A 20,243-nucleotide genomic window follows, 5' to 3' on the forward strand; every position below is an offset into this window, starting at 1 on the left:
GACGGTGAGTCAGGGGCAGCTGATGCGGGCGTCGCCCGGGTCGGTGGTGCAGGTGTCGGTGCCGTAGCCGCCGTTGGCGGTGTCGTTGGCGAGGACGCCGTCGGTGGTCGTCAGGCGGTCGTTGCCGTAGGAGCCCGTCAGGGTGTCGCTGCCCGGGCCGCCGTTGAGCGTGTCGTCACCGAAGGAGCCGTCGAGGTTGTCGTTGCCGTAGCCGCCGTGGACGGTGTCGTGGCCGTAGCTCGCGCGCACGATGTCGTTGCCGCCGAGGCCGCAGATCACGTCGTTGGAGTAGCCGCCGTTCAGGGTGTCCGGGCCGCTGGTGCCGATGACAGTACAGCCACGGGCGTTGTTCACCGAGGTGCTCGTGGTGGCGGTGTTGTCGGACGCGGTGGGGTCGGATTGGGTGGCCGTGACGGTCGCCGTGTGCGTGAGGGTGCCGGCGGAGCGGGGTTCGGCCGTGAGCGTGACCGTCCTGCTCGCGCCCGGGGCCAGCGAGCCGAGGGCGCAGGTCGCCCTGGTCGTGGTCGTCGTGCACGTGCCCTGGGGCGTGGCGGAGACGAGGGTCGCGCCGGCGCCCGTGAACGTGTCCGTGAGGGTGACGCCGGTCGCGGTGGCGGTGGAGGTCGACCGGTTGGCGACGGTCACCGTGTACGAGACGCGGTCGCCGATGCTCACGGAGGGCGTGGTGCTCGTCGTCACCGACAGGTCCGCGTGCGGCGGCGGTGGCGTCGTGGCGTCGCCTCCCTCGTAGCGGGCGAGGGCGAAGGCGTAGCCCGCGCCGAAGCCGGCCGCGACGATCCTGCCGTCCGGCTGGACGAGGACCGCTCGGGCCTCGTCGAAGTCCCCGAATCCGGTGACCACGAAGCCGTCGCCGCCGAAATCGGTGTCCACGGTGCCGTTGGGGTGGAAGCGGGTCAGGCCGAAGTCGTTGGCCTCGGAGCTGTTCGGGTCGTCGGCCCGGCCGGCGAGGACGATCTTCCCGTTCTGCTGCAGGGCCATCGCGTACGCGATCCCGCCGTCCCCGGGGAAGGCCACCGAGGTGCGGCCGCCGGTGCCGAATCCGGCGTCGGGGCTGCCGTCGGCGTGGTAGCGCAGAAGCGCGAAGCCCGCGCCGCCGGAACCCGCGGCGAGGATCTTGCCGTCCGGCTGCACGGCGACGGCGTTGCCGAACTCGGTGCCGCCGAAGTCCGCGCTGACCATGCCGTCGCCACCGCCGAAGCCGGGGTCGAGGCTGCCGTCGGGGAGGTAGCGGGCGATGCCGATGTCGAAGGCGGTGTTGCCCACGTACCCGACCGAGACGATCTTGCCGTCCGGCTGGAGGGCCATGCTCCGGGCGATGCCGCCGGCCTCCTGGGGCGAGCCGGGCGTGAAGCGGCGACGACCGCGCCGTCACCGCCCAGGCTCGGATCCAGGTTGCCTGCGCTGTCGAGGCGGACCAGCGCGAACCCGCCGCCGGCGCCCTTGCCCGCGGCGACGATCCGGCCGTCGCTCTGCACGGCCACGTCCGCGCCGTCCGCGGATCCGCCGAACTCCTCGACCCGTACGCGACCGCCGTCGCCGAACTCCGGGTCCAGGGTGCCGTCGGGCAGGTAGCGGGCCACGGAGAAGAAGCAGCAGCCTCCCCCCTCCTCCGCAGACACCTCGGTGGTTCCCGCCACGACGATCTTCCCGTCGGCCGGCTGGATCGCGACCGCGTTCGCCGTGTGCGCGCCGCCGCCGAAGGCGCTGGTCACCAGACCGCCCGTGCCGAAGGCGGGGTCGAGTCCTCCGCCGGTTAGGTAGCGGGCGAGCGCGAACCCGCCCTCGCTCAGACCCGCCACGACCAGCTTGCCGTCCGACTGCCGCGCGATGTCGTGGCCCTCCGCGTATCCCGGGAAGGGCGTGACCACGCGGCCGTCCGGACCGAACGTCGGATCCGGATCCCCGGGCGCGGCCAGCGCCGCACCGGGCAGCGCGAGCACGAGTGCCGCGGCGAACACGGCCGAGGCGCCAGCCCTCCCCCGTGGCCTTCGGCGCCACCGCGCGGGTCTCGGATGTGTAGGGGTCATGGGTGTTCAGCCTCCGTCGTCGAGCGGGTGCGGACAGCAGCGGCCACAGCTTGGTGACCGAACCCCGACCGCGGGCCGCGGGCAGCGCCGTACTGCGCCCACCGGCCCCCTCGAACCACCCCGGCGAGGGAGCGCGCGGAGCGGCCGCCCGCCCGCCGGACGGGCGAACCGTCACCGCCGTGGCCCCCTCGCCCGGAGCGGCGACGCCCCGCCCGAGGCAGCGCCCGTCCGCCCGTAGCGGCGTCCCCTCCTCCGTACCGGCGTCCCCCCTCCCGTACCGGCTCCTACTCCCCCGGCTTCACGCGGTGCCGCACGTCGGGTCCGGGATGGCGCTGACCGTGTACGGGGGCCGGCCCGGCGGGTCGTCGAGCTGGCTGTTGACCACGTACAGGCGGCAGCCGTGGCGCGCGAGCGTGGTCGGCAGGTCGAAGGGGCCGTCCGTGAGGCGATGGGTCACCGTGCCCGTCCGCAGCTCCTCGTCCAGGCGGGCGATGTACACCCCGTGCGGGGCACCGTAGTTCAGTACGGCGTACAGGGTCGTGCCGCGGAGCACCATGCCGTCGGGGCCGAAGGACTCCTCGCCGAGGTCGAGCCGGCTGACGTCCCCGTCGGCCGTGCCGATCCGCCAGACGGCCTCCGTGCCGTTGGACGCGACCAGCAGGGCCGTGCCCGATTCGTTCGCGACGATGCCGTTCAACAGCCAGTACCGCGCGGGGAACCCCGGGAACGCGGAGCGGATGTCGAGCCAGGGTTCGAGTGGGCCGAGGACGCCGTTCCGGATCTTCGCCCGGAGGACGACGGGGTTGGCCCAGTCGGTCACGTACACGGCGTCCTCCGTCACGGCCAGGTCGTTCAGGTCGGGCGGGCCGAGGGGTCCGGCGGGGGCGGTACGGGTGGCCAGCAGCCGTCCCTGACGGTCGTGGACGGTCAGCGTCGCGCCGCCCACCGACAGGACGCGGCCGCGACGGTCGGTGTGGACGCCCAGGGTGCTGGGGCGGTCCTCCAGGCCGCGCGCCGGGAAGGGTTCCAGGTCGGGGCGGCCGACGCGGCCGCGGTAGAGGGCTCCCGTACCGTCCGAGGACACGTACATGGTGCCGTCCGGGGTGATCGCGATGCCCTCCGGGAGCACCCCGGGTGCCCGGGAGACGACATAGGAATCGGGCAGGTCACGGGCGAGGGCCGCGGGGCCGGGCACGGCGGCGAGCGCCGTGAGGAGGAGCGTGGCGGCGGTGAGGCGGACGGCGGTGCGGGCCGCGGGGGCGCGGACGGCGGTGCGGGCCGCCGTGGTTCGGAAGGGGGTGCGGGCTGCAGAGGTCCGGTGGGGAACTGGGGTGGCACCACGAGCGGTTCCGCGGGTGGGGATGCGACGCATCGGTACGGCCTCCGGCGAGGATCGACGACATGGACACCCGGAGCGTGCGACAGAGTCGGCCGGAACGCATCGCCTTTCCCCTCTGGGTAAAAGGGTCCGCCCCACCGATAATCGGCTCGTATGATCCGCCTTCACTTCACGCCCGCCGATCTGTGCCGGATCACCCTCGCCCCGGCGGCCAACGCGCTGTCCGAGACCGCCCTGAGCCTGCGGCTCAGCCTGCGTCTGCGGGCAGGCGGCGCCCTCGGGAACGGCGGTGGTGGCGGTGACGGTCGAGGGTACGGAACGTGGGACCGGGCGCGTCCCGCCGCCCGGCGATGGCACCAGTCCCTTCGCGGGACCGCGAGCGCCAGGGCCGGTGTGCTGGCCGAACTCGTCACCGAGGACGGCTTCATGCCGGACTTCCTGCTCCAGCCGTCGCTGAACGACTTCGGCGACGCGCTGGAGGCGGCCGCCGCGACGCCGGCGGAGCGGCTCGCGCTCGACCTCGGGATCCCCCGGGGCCCGGGGAGGAACGGCCGGCTGAGCCGCCCCGGGCCCTGGCTCCGGGAACTCGCCGAGGGCTCGCCCGGCGCGACCCGCACGCTGGTCGCCGACACCCGCCGGTACTTCCACACCTCGGTCGAACCGCTCTGGCCCCGGATCCACGGCGGCGCCCTCACCGATCGCGCGCTGCGCTCCGAGATGCTGCTGCGCGGAGGCGTCGACGCCCTGCTGACCACCCTGGCGCCGACCTGGAAGTGGCAGCCGCCGACGCTCCATCTGCCGTCCGCGTCGGCGTACGACATCCCACTGTGCGGTCGCGGACTGCTCCTCGTTCCCTCCTGGTTCGCGACCGGCCCGCTGGTGATGTACCGGCCGGGGGCGGCGACCGTGCTCGTCTACCCCCTACAGGACGACTCCGACGCCTCCGCTGGCGGAACCGACGCCGGTACGGAGGCGCTCGGCGCACTTCTCGGCCGCACCCGCGCGCACCTCCTCGCGCTCCTGCGCACGCCCGCCACCACCACCGCCCTGGCCGAACGCGCCGCCATCTCCCTCCCGGCGGCGAGCCGGCACACACGGGTCCTGCGCGAGGCCGGTCTCGTCGACACCACACGGACCGGTGTCGCCGTCCTCCACACCCTCACACCCCTCGGGCACAGCCTCCTCGCCGGGATGTGAGGCGCGGGACGGCCGTCGTCGCTACGGGTAGGTGCGGACGTCGTCGTCGTAGTCCCGGGCCCGTTCCCGGACGACCTCGGGCAGCATGCCGGTCGCCAGGTCCGCGAGGGTGGTGCTCTCCAGGACCTGGCGCAGGCTCGTCCGCACGGCACGCCACACGTCCGGCATGGGCGCGGCCGCGCCCTGGTACTCCAGACCCGTCAGCTTCAGGTCGCGCACGCTGACCAGGGGTCCGTCCATCGCGCGGAGGACGTCGGCGAGGGTGATCTCCTCGGGCGGGCGCGTGAGGGCGTATCCGCCGTCGGGGCCGCGCACGCTCCGTACCAGCCGCGCCTGCCTCAGGTCGCCGAGCACGACGAAGAGGAAGCGGACCGGGATGCCCTGGCGGCCCGCGATGTCCTCGGCCTTGAGGGGGCGGTCCGGGGAGCCGGCCAGCTCGGCCATGGCCCGGACGGCGTAGTCCGTTCGCGCTGAGATCCTCACGGACTCAATGTCTCACGAGTGGCGGGCTCCTGACCTGGGCGCCTCGTGCCGGGATCGTGCGGGGCTCGTGCCGGCGCGTCAACGGGCCTGTCCACGCCGCTTTGTTGTCCGGAAGCGGCGTTGCCACTGCACTTTGTTCATCGACATAGTGAACATTGGTCGTCCAGTCCCGCCCCCTGGTTCGGAGGTCTCCGTGGTGTCCGAGGTGTCTGTGGTGTCCGAGTCCGCCCCCGCGCGGCCCGTCGTGGCCGTCGTCGGCGCGGGTGCGGCCGGTGCGCTCGTCGCCGTCCAGTTGTGCGAGGCGGCGGCCCGGCGGCGCATCGCGCTCGATCTCGTCCTCGTCGACCCCGCGCCGGAGGCGGGCCGGGGCACGGCGTACGCCACCGAGGTCCCCGAGCACCGGCTCAACGTGCCCGTCGGCGGCATGAGCTGCTACCCGGACGACCCGGGCCACTTCCGCCGCTGGCTCTGCAGGCACGGCGAATCCACCGTCACCGCCGCGGACTTCGCCTCCCGCTACCGCTACGGCTCGTACCTCGCCGACACGCTCGGGCGCGCGGTCATCGCCGCGCACGGCACGGTCTCCGTACGGCGGCTGCGCACCCGGGCGACGGGGTGCGCCGACGCTGCCGGCGGGCGGCTGGAGCTCCGGCTGGCCGACGGCGGCACGGTGACGGCGGACAGCGTGGTCCTCGCGACCGGTCCGGCGGCGGGCCGGGCGGGCTGGGCCCCGGCCGAGCTCGTCGCCTCGGACCGGTTCGTCTCCCGCCCCTGGGCCCCGGGCGCGCTGGACGCGGTCGGGGCGTCGGACGACGTGCTTCTCGTCGGCAGCGGCCTCACCGCCGTCGACCTCGCGCTCGTACTCGACCGTCCCGGTCGTACGGTGCACGCCGTGTCCCGCAGCGGGCTGCTCCCCCAGCCGCACGCGGTCGCCCCGCTGCCTGCCGTACCTCCGCCGCCGGGCCTCGTGGGTCTTCCATTCCACAGTCTCCGCCGGGAGTTGACCCGGCACCTCGCCGCCACCCGGCGTATCCACGGCGACTGGCGGCCCGCGTTCGACGGGCTGCGGCCCGAGATCGTACGGCTCTGGCAGGGGCTCACCGACGACGAGCGGACGGAGTTCCTCGGCCGTGACGCGACCCCGTGGAACGTGCACCGGCACCGTATGGCACCGTCCACCGCCGAGACGGTCGCCCGGGCCCGCGCCGCCCGCAGGTTCCGCGTGCACGCCGGCCGGGTCGCCTCCGCGGCACCGGGGGCGGACGGCGGTCTCGTCGTCTCCCTGGACGGCGGGCGGGAGTTGCGCGTGGCCTGGGTCGTGGACTGTACGGGGCCGGGGCTGCGGGCCGACGCCGGTGGCGATCCGCTGTGGAGCGGTCTGCTCGCCGACGGCCTCGCCGTTCCGGGGCCGCTCGGCATCGGGGTGTCCACCGCCCGTGGGCGCCTCCTCGACGGCGGGGGCCTGGCCGAGCGGCCGCTGTTCACGCTGGGGGCGTCCCGGCGGGGCGAGTTGTGGGAGACGACCGCGATCCCGGAGATCCGTACCCAGGCCAAGGAGGTCGCCGAGGCCGTCCTCGCCCCGCTGACCCGCGCTCCCCGGTCGGCACGCCGCCGGCCCACCGACCAGTTCGGGCTGCCGCTGTCCACGCACGCCGCGGCCGCGGCGGCGTTCCGGTGCGGACTCGGGCGGGTGATCACCGTGCGCGCGAAGGCGGCCGAGGCCTTCACACGCGCCACCGAGCTGGACCCGGGGTTCGCGCTGGGGCACGCCGCGCTCGCCCTCCTCGGGCACGAGTCCGGAGCGGACGTCGACGTCGCCCGGGAGCTCGCGGACGCCCAGCGCAGCGTGCGGGAGCGCGGCGACGAGCGGGAACGGTCGTTCGTCGACGTCGTCACCCGCCGCGTGACGGAGCACGAGGCGCACGGAGCCGGCCCGGGCCGCGGCGCGGGTGAGGGGACGGGCGACGGTGACAGGGCGCTCGTCGCCCACCTCGACCGCTTCCCCGACGACGCGTTCGCGCTCGGCATCGCCGTGCCGACCATCGCCTTCTCGGGCGTCGCGGACCTCGACGGGAGCCTGGCCCTGGGGCTGGTGGAGCGGACCGCGGCCGCCTACGACGGGCACTGGTTCCACACCTCGCTGCTCTCCTTCGTCCGGCAGGAGCAGGGCCTGATCGAGGAGGCGGGCGAGCTCGCGCGGGCGGCACTCGCCGCGGAGCCCGCTTCCGGCCACGCCGTGCACGCCCTCGCCCACGTCCACTACGAGTCCGGCGACCACCACGCCGGCCGGGACTGGCTCGACGGCTGGATCGGCGGTCACGGGCGGGGCGCCGTGCACCGGGCGCACTTCTCGTGGCACGTGGCGCTCCACGAGCTAGCCCTCGACGACTCCGCGGCCGTGCGCCGCCGGTGGTTCGCCCAGCTCGCCCCTGGCCAGGTGAACGGGGTGCGGGCGCTCGTCGACTCCGGGTCGCTGCTGTGGCGGGCCCGGATGTCCCGGAACTGGACCGGCCGCGTGCCCGTCGACGGGGTGCTCGACGCGGTCGCCCGCGACCTGGTCGAGCGTCCGGCGACCGCGTTCACGGCCCTGCACAGCGCCGTCGCGCTGACCGCCGCGGGCGATCTTCCCGCGCTCCGCCGGCTGAGCGCGCACGCGGCAGGCGCGGACCCGGTGCAGCGCGAGGTGATCGTCCCGCTGTGCGCCGCGCTGGAAGCGGTGCTGGAGGAGGAGTGGGCGACGGCGGTACGGGAGCTGCGGGGGCTCCTGCCCTCGCTGCGCCGGGTGGGCGGCAGCGCGGCCCAGCGCGAGGTCATCGAGGAGACCCTGCTGTACGCGCTGGTCGAGGCGGGACACAGCGACACCGCCCGTGACCTCCTCGAACAGCGCCTCGACCGGCGCGCGTCCCCGCTCGACCGGCGCAGGCTGGCCGGCCTTGCCGGGCTCGCCGGGTCGGCCGGACTGGCCGGGGTGCGCGCCTGACGGGAAGTCCGACCGGGGTGCGCGCCTGACGGGAAGCGCCTGCGGCCAGAGATGGCGGCGCGGGGGCGTGTCGGCGGCCGGCGGCCAGCGGCCAACGGCAGGACGTAACGGCGGCCGACGGGCGTCGGCGGCGGGAAGGAACCCGCCGCTGGTGCCTCGGGTGGTGCTCCGGCTCGCCGTCCTCAGCGGGGAGTCAGCACGCTGAACTCATTGCCGTCGGGGTCGGCCATCGTCACCCGGCCGGTCCCGTCCGGGGCCGTCCCGACGTGCGTCGCCCCGAGCGAGACGAGCCGGTCGACCTCCGCCCGCTGGTCGCCGCCGGCGGGCGGAGCGAGTTCGAAGCGCACCCGGTTCCTGCCGTCCCTCGGGTTCAGGGGCGGCCCGCCCCAGGTGACCTTCGATCCGCCGTGCGGCGAGCGGATCGCGGTCTCCTGGTCCTGGTCCCAGACCAGGGGCCAGCCGAGTGCCTTGCTCCAGAAGTATCCGACGGCCTGCGAACCGTCGCACGAGAGCGCCCCGATGAATCCGCAGTCGGCCAGGAAGTTGTTGCCCGGCTCGATCACGCAGAACTCGTTGCCCTCGGGGTCGGCGAGCACGACGTGCCCGTCCTCCGGGGTCTGGCCGACGTCGATGTGCCGTGCGCCGAGCGCGAGCGCCCTGGCCACGGTCTCCCGCTGGTCGTCGAGGGACGTGCTCGTCAGGTCGAAGTGCAGCTGGTTCGGGACGGTCTTCTTGTCCTCGCGGGGGAGGAAACGGATCCGGAATCCGGTGTCGTCGCCCGGGAGGAGCAGGATGCCGCCGTCGGGGTCTCCGGCGGAGTCGCCGGCGGAGTCGCCGTCAGGTCCGCCGCCGGGGGCGTCGCTCACCTCCCAGCCCAGGACACCGGCCCAGAAGCGTGCGAGAAGGGAGGGGTCGTTCGCGTCGAAGCCGAGCGCGTGGAGGTGGGACGTCATCCGCCGGAGCCTGCCCGAACGGCATCGAACGATCAACCCGTTATCGCCTCGCGGTCACACGCTCGCGAGGAGGTCGTCGAGCGGCGCCGGCACCTGTCCCGGGCCGAGGGCCTCGACGAGGAGCGTGCCGTAACGGATCTTGCGGCCCTTCTTCGTACCGAGGAAACGGCGCAACTGCTGGTGCCGCGGGCGGCCGTGCTGCGCGGGCTGGTGCAGGAAGGTCTGCCAGGGGCGGAGGTCGCCCTCGTCCCGGACGATCTCCTCGACCCGCTCCGTCCCCAGCGCGCGGATCAGCTCGTCCTCCAGGTCCGCCGCGCACACGAAGACGTCCCGCTCCGACGCCCGGGCCCGCGTCAGGCCCCGGTCGTAGAAGGACCGCTCGCGCTCGTCGCACAGTCCCGCCAGGCGGAGGCCGAGGCCGGGCGGGCCGAGGAGGGCGGCGTAGCGGCCGATGTTCATCGCCCCGCCCATCGACACCACGCACACTCCCTCGGCAGCGAGGTCCCGGCCCCGCCGTGCGACGAGGGCCTCGACGGCCGCGAGGTCGCTCAGCCCTTCCAGCAGTACCGCTGTACGCAGGCCCAGTCGCTCCGCCAGCTCACGCGCCGGCCCGTCGGGGCCGCCGCTCGCCCAGTCGCCGACCGCTTCTCGGAACGCCTCGATCTCCGCCATGCGGTGAGTCTGTACCTCCGCCGTCGGTACGGCACGGGATTTTCGCGGGCCGGCCCCGGAGCGGGTCCCTCAGGACGGGAGGGGGACGGCGGAGGACGACGGCCAGGACGATCACCAGCGGAGTGGTGCGGGCGCCGGGGTGGACGATCAGGTACCGCGTGAGGGACGAGCACAGGAGGACGAAGAACGCCACGTGCATGACGGTCGCGAGCCAGCCGGCGTCGGGGTCGGCCGTCTCCGCGCCGAGAGGTGACCGTTCGTTCGTCCGCACTGCCTCGCTCCTCGTCGCGACCGCTTCCCCCAGGGCCAGGCCATCCGGAAAGATCCATTCCGTATCAGCCGATCGGTTGACCCGCGGGTCCTCCGCAGGGTGCGCCGGAGGCAGCCCGTAGGCCGACCGTCCGCGGGCCGGTGCGGCACCAGGATGGAGTGCAGAGCGGGAACGCAGAGCTTCCCGAGTCCCCCCAGGGGGCGAATGCCGAGACCCCCAGGGGTCGCACCCCAAGGAGCTGAAGATCGTGAAGAAGCTGTCGCTGCGCACCCGTGTCCTCACCGGTACCGTCGCCGCCGCCGCGCTGGCCGCCGGAACCTTCGGTGCGGTCTCCGCCAACGCCGCCACCCCGGCCGCCGCCCCCGCCGCGGTCACCGCCGACGCGAAGAACAAGAACACGACGGAGTCGACGCACCTCACGATCGAGGCCGCGACCAAGGCCGCCCAGGCCACCCTGGACGCCGCCGAGAAGGAGAACCAGCGCGTCTCCGTCGCCGTCGTCGACCGCAACGGCAACACCCTCGTCACCCTCCGCGGCGACGGCGCGGGACCGCAGTCCTACGAAGCCGCCCAGAAGAAGGCCTACACCGCCGTCTCCTGGAACGCCCCCACCTCCGAACTCGCCAAGCGCCTCACCAACACCCCCACCCTCAAGGACATCCCCGGCACCCTCTTCCTCGGCGGCGGCGCCCCCGTCACCACCAAGGGCGCCCCCATCGCCGGCATCGGCGTCGCCGGCGCCCCCTCCGGCGACCTCGACGAGAAGTTCGCCCAGGCCGGCGTCGCCACACTCGCCAAGTAACCCCCGGGTGGCTCCGGCGGCACCCGGCCCCCCGTCCGTGTGCCGCCGGCTACTTCTCCGTACCGACCTGGAGGAACGCGATGGACGACCGCAACCGCCGACTGCTGACGGCCGCCCGCCGGGGCGACGCCGACGAGGTCCGCGCCGCCCTGGACGCGGGAGCCCGGGTGGAGGCCCGCGACGAGGAGCTGCGCTCGCCGCTGCTGCTCGCCGCGCTCGGAGACCATGTCGAGGCGGCCCGTGCGCTCGTCGCGGCCGGGGCCGATCCGAACGCCCAGGACCGCCGCCACGACAGTGCCTGGCTCGTCACCGGCGCGACCGGGAACGTCACGATGATGCGCGCCCTGCTGCCCGCGGGACCGGACCTGACGCTGCGCAACCGGTTCGGCGGGATCGCGCTGATACCCGCCAGCGAGCGCGGCCACGTCGCCTACGTACGGGCCGTGCTGCGGGAGACCGACATCGCCGTCGACCACGTCAACGACCTCGGTTGGACAGCCCTCCTCGAAGCCGTGATCCTCGGCGACGGCGGGCGCCCCCACCAGGAGGTCGTCGCGCTCCTCCTCGCCGCCGGCGCCGACCCGGAACTCGCGGACGCCGACGGTGTCACCCCCCTGCGGCACGCGCGGCGCCGTGGCTTCGACGCGATCGCGGCGCTGCTCGCCGAGGCCTGACATGCGTCGGAGGGAAGAACCTTCGTCACCTTCCCGGTGAGCGGGAACCGGCTCCTGCGCCCGCCCGCCTCTCCCTGCCAGGCTCCGGGCCGCTGTGGTTCCGGGCCCGCGACCCCGACGAGGGGCCGGGCGGCAGGGAGGACGTGACGGATCATGACAGGCGCGCAGACGGTCGCCCGGCTCGCGGACTGGGCCGCGCAGAGGTACGGGGACGAGGAGGCCCTCGTCTTCGGCGAGGACCGGTGGACGTTCGCGGAGCTGCGGGACCGGGTCGACCGGGTGGCACGCGCGGTGATCGCGCGAGGGGTGCGGACCGGCGACTCCGTCGCCGTGTGGGCGCCCAACAGCGCCCGCTGGGTGGTGGCCGCGCTGGGCGCGGTGGCGGCGGGCGGGGTGCTCGTCCCGGTGAACACCCGCTACAAGGCCGCCGAGGCCGCCGACATCCTGCGCCGCTCCCGCGCCCGGCTCCTCTTCACCGAGCAGGACTTCCTCGGTACGGACTACCGGGCGATGCTCACGGCCTCGGGCGAGGAACTCCCGCTGCTCGAAGGCACCGTGGCCCTGCACTCCGCGGAGTGGGACCGGTTCCTGTCGGACGCGGACCGGGTGAGCGGTGAGGAGCGGCGGGCCCGCGGCGCCGCCGTCCGTCCCGAGGACACCGCCGACATCCTCTTCACCTCGGGAACCACCGGCCGGCCCAAGGGCGTTCCCGCGACCCACGCGCAGAACCTGCGCGTGTACGACGCGTGGGCCCGCGCGGTCACCCTCCGGCGCGGTGACCGCTACCTTCTCGTGAACCCGTTCTTCCACACCTTCGGCTACAAGGCGGGGGTGCTCGCCTGTCTGCTGCACGGGGCCACGATCGTCCCCGAGCGGGTCTTCGACACGGGGACCGTCCTCGGGCGCATGCAGGAGGAGCGGATCTCCGTCCTCACCGGCGCGCCGACCGTCTTCACCTCGCTCGTCCATCACCCCGAGCGCGCGGCGTACGACCTCTCCTCGATGCGGATGGCCGTCACGGGCGCGGCGAACATCCCCACGACGCTCATCGAGCGGATCAGGACGGACATCGGCGCGCGGAACATCAGCACCGCGTACGGACTGACCGAGTCGACGGGCGTGGTCGCGATCTGCCCGCCGCACGAGTCCCCCGAGACCCTGGCCGGCACCTCAGGAAAGGCCCTGGAGGGCACCGAGCTGCGGGTCGACGCGCCGCCCGGGGAGCCCGGGGAGATCCTCACCCGCGGCGACCACGTCATGCACGGCTACCTCGACGACCCCGAGGCCACCGCCGAGGCCGTCGACGCGGACGGCTGGCTGCACACCGGGGACGTCGGCGTCCTCGACGAGCGCGGGTTCCTGCGGATCACCGACCGCCTCAAGGACATGTTCGTCGTGGGCGGGTTCAACGTGTACCCGGCGGAGGTGGAGCAGGTGCTGCGCGGCCATCCCACCGTCCTGGACGCGGCGGTCGTGGGCGCGCCCGACGGGCGGCTCGGGGAGGTCGGCGTCGCCTACTGCGTACCGGCGGCGGGTGCGCGGATCGACGCCGCTGACCTGACCGCCTACACGCGCGAACGTCTGGCCAACTTCAAGGCCCCGCGGGCCTTCCACTCCGTGCCGATGCTCCCGCACAACGCCGCCGGGAAGGTCGACAAGGCCGCTCTGCGGCGGCGCACCACCCTTCGCACGACATCCACCGGATGAGGAGAGTACGAACGTGAACGACAGCATCACCGACTCCGTCGACATCGTGGTCGTCGGGGCAGGCGTCACCGGCCTGTACGCCGTGCACAAGCTGCGCGGCCTCGGTTACCGCGTGCGCGGCTTCGAGCGCGGGGACGACGTGGGCGGCGTCTGGTATTGGAACCGGTACCCGGGCGCGCGCTGCGACGTGGAGTCCGTGGACTACTCGTACTCCTTCGACGAGGACCTCCAGCAGGAGTGGGACTGGAGCGAGAAGTACGCCACACAGCCGGAGATCATGCGCTATCTGCGCCATGTCGCCGACCGCTTCGCCCTCCACCGGAGCTACACCTTCGCGACCTCGGTGCCTCGGCCGAGCTCGACGAGAGGACGTTGCGCTGGACGGTGCGGACAGACGGCGGCGAGGTGGTCTCGGCGCGGTTCTGTGTGTACGCCGTCGGCTGTCTCTCCAGCACGCACGTGCCGGACATCCCGGGCGTCGCGGACTTCGGCGGCGCCACGTTCCACACCGGGGCATGGCCGCACGAGGGCGCGGACTTCACCGGCCTGCGGGTCGGTGTGATCGGTACGGGTTCCTCCGGCATCCAGGCCATCCCGCTGATCGCCGAGCAGGCGGCGCACCTGACCGTCTTCCAGCGCAGCGCCAACTACAGCATCCCGGCGGGCAACGCGCCGCTGGACGAGGAGACGCGCGGTCGGCAGAAGGCCGGCTACGCCGAGCGGCGGCGGCTGTCCCGGCTCAGCGGTGGCGGCTCGCCCCATGCGGCGCACCCGTCCCGGACGTTCGAGGTGTCCGAGGACGAGCGGCGGGCCGCGTTCGAGAAGCGCTGGGAGCTCGGCGGCGTCCTGTACTCCAAGACGTTCCCCGACCAGCTCACCGACCGGGCGGCCAACGACGTGGCGCGCGCGTTCTGGGAGGAGAAGGTCCGCGCCCTCGTCGACGACCCCGCCGCGGCGGACCTGCTCGTCCCCACCGACCATCCGATCGGCACGAAGCGGATCGTCACCGACTCGCACTACTACGAGACGTTCAACCGCGACGACGTGCGCCTGGTGAGCCTGCGCGAGAACGCGATCGAGCGGGTGGAGGCCGGCGGGGTCGTCCTGGCGGACGGCACACTGGTGGAGCTGGACGCGATCGTCTTCGCGACCGGCTTCGACGCGATGACCGGGGCGATCGACCGGATCGACATCCGGGGCCGCGGCGGCCGGAGGCTGAGGGACGTCTGGAGCGAGGGCCCCCGCACCTACCTGGGTCTCGGGATCGACGGCTTCCCGAACCTCTTCAACCTCACCGGTGCCGGCAGCCCGTCCGTCATGGCCAACGTGGTCCTGTGCGCCGAGCAGCACGGCGACTGGCTCAGCGACTGTCTCCGCCACCTCGACGCGTACGGCTACCGGGGCATCGAGGCGAGCCCGGAGGCCGTGGAGGAGTGGGTCGCGCAGTGCCGCGACCGGGCGGCCGCCACGCTGTTCCCGGCGGCGAACTCCTGGTACCTGGGGGCCAACATCCCGGGGAAGCCACGGGTGTTCATGCCGTTCATCGGCGGATTCGGGGTGTACGGGGACATCATCGCGGGCGTGGCGGACTCGGGGTACAAGGGGTTCGACCTGCTGACGGGCTGAGGCTCACGGGCGGACGAGAACGCCCCCGCCCCTTCCGGACCAGGAGGGGGCGGGGGCGTTACGGTGCGTGGTGGTCAGCGCGGGTCGAGTGCGGTGCGCAGGAAGCCGAACGCGGCCTCGCGGGCCTCGGCCGCCTCCGGCAGGGCGTCGGCGGCCATGGAGAGGAAGCCGTGGAACATCCCGGCGTAGTGGTGGGCCTCCACGGTGACGCCGGCCGCCGCGAGGGCCGCCGCGTACGCACGGCCCTCGTCCCGCAGGGGGTCGAAGCCCGCCGTGACGACGTGGGCGGGCGGGAGTCCGGACAGGTCGGCGGCGGCCGGAGCCGCCCGGGGGTCGGTCCGGTCCGCGGGCTGGCGCAGGTACCCGTCCCAGTACCAGCGCAGATGGTCGGCGGTGATGAAGTAGCCCTGGCCGTTCTCGCGGTGCGAGGGCTGCGACCGGGTGGGGTCGAGCATCGGGTAGTAGAGCGCCTGGCAGGTGATGCGGGGGCCGCCGCGGTCACGGGCGAGCAGGGTGAGACCGGTGGCGAGGTTGGCGCCCGCGCTGTCGCCCGCGACGGCGAGACGGCTGCCGGGGAAGGTCCTCGCCGCCCACAGGAGCGCCGTCCAGGCGTCGTCGGGGGCGGCGGGGAACGGGTGCCCGGGGGCGCGGCGGTAGTCCACCGCGACGACGGTGGCGCCCGTGCCCAGGGCGATGGCCCGGCAGAAGCGGTCGTGGCTGTCGAGGTCGCAGAGGACGAAGCCGCCGCCGTGGCAGAACAGGATCACCGGGGCGTCGTCCTGGACGGCCGGGTCGTAGACGCGTACGGGCACACCGTCGGCGTCCTCGTCCGCGACGCGGGCGACGGGGACCGGGGTGGCCGCGGACCTCGGCCGGGCGGCGAAGAAGGCCCGTACCTCGGCGATGTCCGTCATCTCCGTTCCCAGCGGCGGGAAGTGGGCGCTCGCCAGGTCGATGACTGCCTGGACCTCGGGTGCGGGCCGGTTCACGCGTCCGCTCCCTTCGGGGGCAGGGCCGGCATGCGGCCGGCGGACGCCCCTCCGTCCACGGCGAGTTCGGCGCCGGAGAGGTAGGAGGCCTCGTCGGAGGCGAGGAAGGCGACGAGGCGGGCGACCTCGTCGGGCTCGCCCACGCGGCCGAGCGGCGCCGCCGGGTGGACCGTGGTGCCGAGGTGGGCGGTCATCACGGTGGCGATGGCCCCGGGGTGGACGGAGTTGACGCGGATGCCGTCCGCGCCGAGTTCGAGCGCGGCGGTCTTGGTCAGGCCGCGCAGTCCCCATTTCGCGGCGCCGTAGGCGCCGTGCCCCCAGATGCCCTGGAGGCCCGCCTGCGAGGAGATGTTCACGATGGACCCCCCGCCGCTCGCCCGCATCGGTCCGGCCGCGGCGCGGATGCCGAGGAACGGGCCGATGAGGTCGACCCGGAGGATCGCCTCCAGCCGGGCCGGGTCCTCGTCGACGATGGGTGAGGTGGAGTAGATCGCGGCGTTGTTGACGAGGACGTCCAGGCGGCCGAAGGTCTCGACGGCCGTGGCCACCGCGGCGGCCCAGGAGTGCTCGTCGGTCACGTCGTGGCGTACGAAGCGGGCGGCGGGGCCGAGGGACGCGGCGGTCGTCCCGCCCTCCTCTTCCAGGACGTCGGTGAGGACGACCCGCGCGCCGAGGACGGTGAAGAGGCGGGCCGTGGCCTCGCCCATGCCGCGGGCCGCGCCGGTGACGAGGGCGACCTTCCCGGTGAGGTCGACGGCCATCAGCGGTTCCCCCGGTCGGCGCGGGTGCGGGCGATGTCGTTGACGGCGAGCCAGCTGAAGGTCATGGCGGGGCCGATCGTCGCGCCGGGCCCCGGGTAGGTCTCGCCCATGACCGCCGCCGAGACGTTGCCGGAGGCGTACAGGCCGTCGATCGGCGTGCCGTCCTCGCGGAGAACGCGGGCCGTCGCGTCGGTGACGAGGCCGCCCTTGGTGCCGATGTCGCCCGGGTGCACGGGGATCGCGTGGAAGGGCCCCTTCTCCAGGGGCGCCAGGTTGGGGTTGGGGAGCGTCGGGTCGCCGTAGTAGCGGTCGTAGACGCTGTCGCCGCGGTGGAAGTCCTCGTCGCGGCCGGCGCGTGCGAAGCCGTTGAAGCGGTCGACCGTGGCGCGCAGCCGCTCCGGGGCGACATCGATCCGTACGGCCAGTTCCTCGACGGTGGCGGCCTTCTTGACGAATCCGGTCTCCAGCCACGCCTTGGGGAACGGCTGGCCGGGAAACAGTCCCATGAAGAGGTAGCGGGACTTGGCGGTGGCGTCGAGGATCAGCCAGGACGGGACGGTGGACGCCCCGGGCTTGTCGTGGGCGTACATGGCGTCCACGAACTCGTGGTACGGGGCTGCCTCGTTGGCGTACCGGTCCCCCGCGCCGTCGACGATCACCATGCCGGGGACACCCCGGTCGGCGACGAGGAAGAACGGTCTGCCTTCGGGCACCACGACCGACGGCGCGCCCCACACCTTGTCCATCAGGTCGGTTCCGGCGCCGAGCGCCGTGGCCAGTTCCAGGGCGTCGCCGGTCTGGCCTTCGGCCGCGGCGCTCCACTCGGTGGAGGTGGGCGCCGGCAGGTGCTTCTCCCGCAGGCGCTGGTCGTGCGAGAAGCCTCCGGAGGCGAGGACCACGCCGCCGGTCGCCCGGATCGTGAGGTCCCGGCCGCCGCGGACGACACGGACCCCGGTGACCCGCCCGTCCTCCTCCACCAGGCCGGTCAGCGGCGCGGACAGCCAGAGGTCGCCGCCGAGGGTGTCCAGCGAGTGCCGCATGCGGGCGATCAGCGCCTCGCCGAGGGAGAGCAGTCGCTGCCCGGAGAGCAGGGCCTTGACGGCCCGGCCGCCGACCCTGGCGGCGGTCCGCCGGCCGGACCAGGTGCGGCCGACCATGTTGAGCCGGCGGAAGTCCTTGGAGGTGATGGTGAGGCCGTACGTGGGGAGTCCCGCGCGGCGCATGGTGGCGCGCTGTTCCGGGGCCAGCTTCTCCAGGCCCCGCTCGCGGGCGAGTCCGAAGTGCTGGACGGCGATGTCGGCCTCGGTGCAGTGGGTGGCGATGCGGCAGATGCTCGCGCCGTTGTCCTGCGCGGCCAGGATGTCGTCCTTGACGCCGAGCCCGGGGAGCATGAGGAAGGCGATCCGCGCCCGCCGCGCGGTCTCCGCCGCGATCCTGATCAGTTCCTGTTCGGGCGTCTTCGAGAAGCCGTAGTTGAACGAGGATCCGCCGAGTCCGTCGCCGTGCGTCACCTCGATCACCGGGACGCCGGCGTCGTCGAGGGCGGCGACGACGGAGCGTACGTCCTCGCCGGTGAACTGGTGGCGCTTGGCGTGCGAGCCGTCGCGCAGCGAGGAGTCGGTGACCCGGATGTCGAGGGTGTCCGAGTAGGGGGTGTCCGAGTACGGCATGGGGCGGGCTCCTTACGCGCGAGGCGCGAGGAGCGCCTTGGCGAACTCCTCACCGACCCTGGTGGCGGCGGCGGTCATGATGTCGAGGTTTCCGGCGTAGGGCGGCAGGTAGTCGCCCGCGCCCTCGACCTCCAGGAAGATCGCGACACGCGCCATCCCGCCGTTCTCGGGGCTGGGGTCGTCGAACTGCGGTTCGGCGCGCAGACGGTAGCCGGGGACGTAGTCGGCGACCTGCTCGGCGATCTCCTTGACGGAGACGGCGATGGCGTCGCGGTCGGCGTCCTCGGGTATCGCGCAGAAGACGGTGTCCCGCATGATGACGGGCGGTTCCGCGGGGTTGAGGATGATGATCGCCTTGCCGCGCGCGGCGCCGCCGATCGTCTCGATGCCGCGTGAGGTGGTACGGGTGAACTCGTCGATGTTCGCGCGGGTTCCGGGTCCGGCGGAGACGGAGGCCACCGAGGCGACGATCTCCGCGTACGCCACGGGGACGACGCGGGAGACGGCGTACACCATGGGGATGGTGGCCTGTCCGCCGCAGGTGATCATGTTGACGTTGGGCTTGTCCAGGTGCTCGCGGAGGTTGGCGGGCGGGACGACGGCGGGGCCGACGGCCGCCGGGGTGAGGTCGACCGTCCTGATGCCGAGCTCGGCGTAGCGCGGGGCGTTGGCCCGGTGGACGTAGGCGCTGGTGGCCTCGAAGACGATATCGGGCTTCTCCTCCTGGGCGAGCAGCCAGTCGACGCCCTCGTGACTGGCCTCCAGGCCGGCCCGGCGGGCGCGGGCGAGGCCCTCGCTGTCGGGGTCGACGCCTATCATCCAGCGGGGTTCGACGTGTGCGGAGCGGAGCAGCTTGTGGAGCAGGTCGGTGCCGATGTTGCCGGATCCGACGATGGCGGCTGTCGCCTTGGCCCCGGCGGGACTGGTGGTCGCGGTGGTCGCGGTGGTCGCGGTGTTGATGGTCATCACCTCAGATGAAGGGCAGGGAGACCGAGCCGAGCCCGGTGAACTCGGCGGTGAAGGTCGTTCCGGCCGTCACTTCGATGGCCCTGGTGCAGGAGCCCGGCAGCACGACGTGTCCCTTCTTCAGGGACACCCCGAAGCGGGCGACCGTCCGGGCCAGCCAGGCGACGGAGAGCGTGGGGTCGCCGAGCACGGCGTCGCTGCGCCCTTCGGCGAGCAGCTCGCCGCCGCCGGTCAGCCGTGCGTCGATCGCCGTCAGGTCGAGCTCGCGGGGGTCGCGGCCCTCTCCGATGACGTAGCCGGCGGAGGAGGCGTTGTCCGCGATGGTGTCGGCGATGGTGATCCGCCAGTCGCGGATCCTGCTGTCGATCAGCTCCAGGGCGGGGACGACGCGTTCGGTGGCGGCGAGCACGTCCGCGGCGGTGCAGTTCTCGCCCGGCAGGTCGTCGCCGAGGACGAAGCCGACCTCGACCTCGACGCGCGGCCGGCAGTAGCGGGAGACGGGGACCGGGACGTCGGGGCGGAGCTCCATGTCGTGGAGCAGATGGCCGTAGTCCGGTTCGTCGACGCCCATCATCCGCTGCATGACGGGGGACGACAGGCCGACCTTGTGGCCGCGCACCCGGGCCCCCGCCGCGAGGCGGTGGCGGATGTTGACGAGCTGGATCTCGTACGCGTCCTCGGTGTCGATGCCGGGGAAGGCCGAGGTCAGCGGGGCGATCGGCGTGACGCCGTGTTCGGCGGAGCGCAGCAGCTCGGCCGCCTCGTGTCTCTGGCGGTCCGTGAGCATGGCGGGTCCCTCCTGCGGGCGGTCGGGGCTGTCCGGCGAGGCCAGGGTCTGTCTGACAATTGGCGTCGGAAAGGCCGGGTCGTTCGGTGCGTGCGAGCGTGCGTGCCGGGCGGGCCGGACCCGGCGGGAATTGTCAGACGGACCCTAGACGAGTCATTCCGAATGTTGACGATGCGTTCGGGAACGCAGACAGGGCGTCCAAGATCGTTGTGTGACGAACAACCTAGACGCCCTGCTGACCGCACTCTACGTGAAGATCGACGACGAGATCGGAGGCACCCGATGGCTGGGCAGACCGCCGAGGCTGACGGATTCCGA

16 protein-coding genes and 3 pseudogenes are annotated in these 20,243 nt (G+C 73.7%); 8 read left to right on the forward strand and 11 right to left on the reverse strand.

The annotated features are described in order from the left end of the window. Nucleotides 1-9: 9 nt before the first annotated feature. The 3 genes and pseudogenes from ACWFR1_RS32800 to ACWFR1_RS32810 all read right to left on the reverse strand — a co-directional run bounded on the left by ACWFR1_RS32800 (nucleotide 10) and on the right by ACWFR1_RS32810 (nucleotide 3,420). Nucleotides 10-1,326, reverse strand: a complete 1,317-nt coding sequence (locus tag ACWFR1_RS32800) for a hypothetical protein (RefSeq protein WP_453557697.1) — start codon at nucleotides 1,324-1,326, stop codon at nucleotides 10-12. A gap of 110 nt (nucleotides 1,327-1,436) precedes the next feature. Continuing rightward, nucleotides 1,437-2,048 (reverse strand): annotated as a pseudogene (locus ACWFR1_RS32805) (delta-60 repeat domain-containing protein); the annotation flags it as partial. A 298-nt stretch (nucleotides 2,049-2,346) separates the two neighbouring features. Further along, nucleotides 2,347-3,420 (reverse strand): hypothetical protein, encoded by a 1,074-nt coding sequence (locus tag ACWFR1_RS32810; protein WP_453557699.1) that lies wholly within the window; start codon nucleotides 3,418-3,420, stop codon nucleotides 2,347-2,349. 120 nt (nucleotides 3,421-3,540) lie between these two features. Between ACWFR1_RS32810 and ACWFR1_RS32815 the strand changes: the two genes are divergently transcribed. Beyond that, entirely contained in the window at nucleotides 3,541-4,584 is a 1,044-nt protein-coding gene (locus ACWFR1_RS32815) for an ArsR/SmtB family transcription factor (protein ID WP_453557701.1), read from the forward strand. A gap of 21 nt (nucleotides 4,585-4,605) precedes the next feature. Here the strand turns inward: ACWFR1_RS32815 and ACWFR1_RS32820 are convergent, their stop codons facing one another. Then, the gene (locus ACWFR1_RS32820) at nucleotides 4,606-5,067 is read right to left on the reverse strand and encodes an RrF2 family transcriptional regulator (protein ID WP_453557703.1); all 462 of its coding nucleotides are present in this window, start codon (nucleotides 5,065-5,067) and stop codon (nucleotides 4,606-4,608) included. 214 nt (nucleotides 5,068-5,281) lie between these two features. Here ACWFR1_RS32820 and ACWFR1_RS32825 point away from each other — a divergent pair, with 214 nt between their 5' ends. After that, nucleotides 5,282-8,047, forward strand: a complete 2,766-nt coding sequence (locus ACWFR1_RS32825; RefSeq protein ID WP_453557705.1) for an FAD/NAD(P)-binding protein — start codon at nucleotides 5,282-5,284, stop codon at nucleotides 8,045-8,047. 182 nt (nucleotides 8,048-8,229) lie between these two features. Here ACWFR1_RS32825 and ACWFR1_RS32830 read toward each other — a convergent pair whose 3' ends face one another. Both ACWFR1_RS32830 and ACWFR1_RS32835 read right to left on the reverse strand, forming a co-directional pair. After that, a complete protein-coding gene (locus ACWFR1_RS32830) occupies nucleotides 8,230-9,000 on the reverse strand; it encodes a VOC family protein (RefSeq protein WP_453557707.1) in 771 nt (256 codons plus the stop codon). Between the two features lie 54 nt (nucleotides 9,001-9,054). Then, entirely contained in the window at nucleotides 9,055-9,672 is a 618-nt protein-coding gene (locus ACWFR1_RS32835; RefSeq protein WP_453557709.1) for a TOPRIM nucleotidyl transferase/hydrolase domain-containing protein, read from the reverse strand. A 518-nt stretch (nucleotides 9,673-10,190) separates the two neighbouring features. Between ACWFR1_RS32835 and ACWFR1_RS32840 the strand changes: the two genes are divergently transcribed. The 5 genes and pseudogenes from ACWFR1_RS32840 to ACWFR1_RS32860 all read left to right on the forward strand — a co-directional run bounded on the left by ACWFR1_RS32840 (nucleotide 10,191) and on the right by ACWFR1_RS32860 (nucleotide 14,752). Further along, nucleotides 10,191-10,745, forward strand: a complete 555-nt coding sequence (locus tag ACWFR1_RS32840; RefSeq protein WP_453557711.1) for a GlcG/HbpS family heme-binding protein — start codon at nucleotides 10,191-10,193, stop codon at nucleotides 10,743-10,745. 80 nt (nucleotides 10,746-10,825) lie between these two features. Next, the gene (locus ACWFR1_RS32845) at nucleotides 10,826-11,419 is read left to right on the forward strand and encodes an ankyrin repeat domain-containing protein (RefSeq protein WP_453557713.1); all 594 of its coding nucleotides are present in this window, start codon (nucleotides 10,826-10,828) and stop codon (nucleotides 11,417-11,419) included. 153 nt (nucleotides 11,420-11,572) lie between these two features. Continuing rightward, on the forward strand, nucleotides 11,573-13,126 hold the full coding sequence (locus ACWFR1_RS32850) for a FadD3 family acyl-CoA ligase (protein ID WP_453557715.1): 1,554 nt from the start codon (nucleotides 11,573-11,575) through the stop codon (nucleotides 13,124-13,126). Nucleotides 13,127-13,208: 82 nt separating this feature from the next. Beyond that, nucleotides 13,209-13,256 (forward strand): annotated as a pseudogene (locus tag ACWFR1_RS32855) (hypothetical protein); the annotation flags it as partial. Between the two features lie 254 nt (nucleotides 13,257-13,510). Further along, the gene (locus ACWFR1_RS32860) at nucleotides 13,511-14,752 is read left to right on the forward strand and encodes a flavin-containing monooxygenase (protein WP_453557730.1); all 1,242 of its coding nucleotides are present in this window, start codon (nucleotides 13,511-13,513) and stop codon (nucleotides 14,750-14,752) included. A gap of 74 nt (nucleotides 14,753-14,826) precedes the next feature. On the opposite strand, the gene ACWFR1_RS32865 is transcribed toward ACWFR1_RS32860, so the two are convergent. The 5 genes from ACWFR1_RS32865 to ACWFR1_RS32885 are packed head-to-tail and all read right to left on the reverse strand — an operon-like array spanning nucleotide 14,827 to nucleotide 19,925. Next, a complete protein-coding gene (locus ACWFR1_RS32865; protein ID WP_453557717.1) occupies nucleotides 14,827-15,741 on the reverse strand; it encodes an alpha/beta hydrolase in 915 nt (304 codons plus the stop codon). Then, entirely contained in the window at nucleotides 15,738-16,502 is a 765-nt protein-coding gene (locus ACWFR1_RS32870) for a glucose 1-dehydrogenase (RefSeq protein ID WP_453557718.1), read from the reverse strand. The genes ACWFR1_RS32865 and ACWFR1_RS32870 overlap by 4 nt, the downstream gene beginning before the upstream one ends. Further along, nucleotides 16,502-18,172 carry an FAD-binding protein gene (locus tag ACWFR1_RS32875; RefSeq protein ID WP_453557720.1) on the reverse strand — a complete coding sequence of 557 codons (1,671 nt, stop codon included), beginning with the start codon at nucleotides 18,170-18,172 and terminating at the stop codon, nucleotides 16,502-16,504. The genes ACWFR1_RS32870 and ACWFR1_RS32875 overlap by 1 nt, the downstream gene beginning before the upstream one ends. A gap of 12 nt (nucleotides 18,173-18,184) precedes the next feature. Continuing rightward, a complete protein-coding gene (locus tag ACWFR1_RS32880; RefSeq protein WP_453557722.1) occupies nucleotides 18,185-19,138 on the reverse strand; it encodes an acetaldehyde dehydrogenase (acetylating) in 954 nt (317 codons plus the stop codon). Between the two features lie 4 nt (nucleotides 19,139-19,142). After that, the gene (locus ACWFR1_RS32885) at nucleotides 19,143-19,925 is read right to left on the reverse strand and encodes a 2-keto-4-pentenoate hydratase (protein WP_453557724.1); all 783 of its coding nucleotides are present in this window, start codon (nucleotides 19,923-19,925) and stop codon (nucleotides 19,143-19,145) included. A gap of 211 nt (nucleotides 19,926-20,136) precedes the next feature. Here ACWFR1_RS32885 and ACWFR1_RS32890 point away from each other — a divergent pair. Continuing rightward, nucleotides 20,137-20,243, forward strand: a pseudogene (locus ACWFR1_RS32890) (IS982 family transposase); the annotation flags it as partial.

The sequence above is a fragment of the Streptomyces sp. NPDC055103 genome (assembly GCF_053607625.1).

Coding starts and splice junctions, on each gene's coding strand:
- ACWFR1_RS32880 (WP_453557722.1), bottom strand. CDS start 19,138: ATGACCATCAACACCGCGACCACCGCGACCACCGCGACCACCAGTCCC.
- ACWFR1_RS32815 (WP_453557701.1), top strand. CDS start 3,541: ATGATCCGCCTTCACTTCACGCCCGCCGATCTGTGCCGGATCACCCTC.
- ACWFR1_RS32830 (WP_453557707.1), bottom strand. CDS start 9,000: ATGACGTCCCACCTCCACGCGCTCGGCTTCGACGCGAACGACCCCTCC.
- ACWFR1_RS32810 (WP_453557699.1), bottom strand. CDS start 3,420: ATGCGTCGCATCCCCACCCGCGGAACCGCTCGTGGTGCCACCCCAGTT.
- ACWFR1_RS32845 (WP_453557713.1), top strand. CDS start 10,826: ATGGACGACCGCAACCGCCGACTGCTGACGGCCGCCCGCCGGGGCGAC.
- ACWFR1_RS32850 (WP_453557715.1), top strand. CDS start 11,573: ATGACAGGCGCGCAGACGGTCGCCCGGCTCGCGGACTGGGCCGCGCAG.
- ACWFR1_RS32870 (WP_453557718.1), bottom strand. CDS start 16,502: ATGGCCGTCGACCTCACCGGGAAGGTCGCCCTCGTCACCGGCGCGGCC.
- ACWFR1_RS32875 (WP_453557720.1), bottom strand. CDS start 18,172: ATGCCGTACTCGGACACCCCCTACTCGGACACCCTCGACATCCGGGTC.
- ACWFR1_RS32835 (WP_453557709.1), bottom strand. CDS start 9,672: ATGGCGGAGATCGAGGCGTTCCGAGAAGCGGTCGGCGACTGGGCGAGC.
- ACWFR1_RS32800 (WP_453557697.1), bottom strand. CDS start 1,326: ATGGCCCTCCAGCCGGACGGCAAGATCGTCTCGGTCGGGTACGTGGGC.
- ACWFR1_RS32885 (WP_453557724.1), bottom strand. CDS start 19,925: ATGCTCACGGACCGCCAGAGACACGAGGCGGCCGAGCTGCTGCGCTCC.